Origin of the sequence: Corynebacterium evansiae (assembly GCF_027570065.1) — a bacterium.
In the GTDB taxonomy this organism is placed as follows: Bacteria; Actinomycetota; Actinomycetes; order Mycobacteriales; family Mycobacteriaceae; genus Corynebacterium; species Corynebacterium evansiae.
This window is the reverse complement of sequence record NZ_JAKMUT010000024.1, coordinates 1-973: the sequence shown is the minus strand read 5'-3', so window position 1 is coordinate 973 and position 973 is coordinate 1. Positions and strand designations below refer to the sequence as shown.

1 pseudogene is annotated in these 973 nt (G+C 61.2%); it reads right to left on the bottom strand.

The features are described from left to right. Positions 1-14: 14 nt before the first annotated feature. Positions 15-924, bottom strand: a pseudogene (locus L8V00_RS09975) (IS5 family transposase). Between the last annotated feature and the right edge of the window lie 49 nt (positions 925-973).

Here is a 973-nt window from a genome sequence, read left to right as displayed (position 1 = left end):
CTAGGGCGTGTCTCTTATATGCGTAACCAGACCAGAATCGCCGCAAGCACCACTCCCGCGCGATACGTGACCGCGAGCTTGTCATAACGCGTCGCAAGCCCGCGCCACTGCTTCATCAACCCAAAGGCCCGCTCGACCACGTTGCGGTCTTTGTACAGCTCCGCATCAAACCCGGGCGGTCGCCCGCCAGCACGACCCTTACGCTTCCTGGCAGCGATCTCATTAGACTTCTCCGGAATCACCGCGGCGATGCCGCGCTCACGCAGATACGCGCGGTTCACCCGTGACGTGTACCCGCGATCAGCAAGCAACGCATCAGGGCGCGTCCGCGCCTGCCCGCACCCAATTCTCGGGACCCGAATATCGCCGAGGACTTCCTGCAACATCGCGCCATCATGGCGTTGCCCGCCCGTCACCACAATCGACAGCGGCCGGCCATGCCCCTCGACAGCAAAATGTACCTTCGTGCTCAACCCTCCGCGTGATCTCCCGATCCCGTGACCTGCCGGTTCAATCTCGCATAACGGCAGATTCTTGTAATTCGATAGAGCCCCCTGTGTCCTGATCAGGGCGCGGCAGGTTCGTACCGTGCTGATGAGCACGGTTGATCGTCGCGTCGATTGACACGTTCCAGTCAATGTCGCCCACTGCATCGGCCTCGGCGAGGATGTGCGCGAATACGCGGTCCCAGGTGCCGTCGGTTGCGTAGCGGCGATGCCGCTTCCACACCGTCTGCCAGGGACCATACCGGTCGGGGAGATCTCGCCACGGGATTCCGGTGCGGTACCGGTAGATGATGCCCTCTACAACGCGGCGGCTATCACCAAACGGGCGGCCTTTACGGCCCTCATTCGTTGGCAGAAGTGGTTCAACTCGCTCCCACTGTGCATTCGTGAACTGCGTAAATCTAGACCGTTGTGACACACCTCAATCATGCTCGAGCACAGGCCCACAATTAGGAGACACGCCCTAG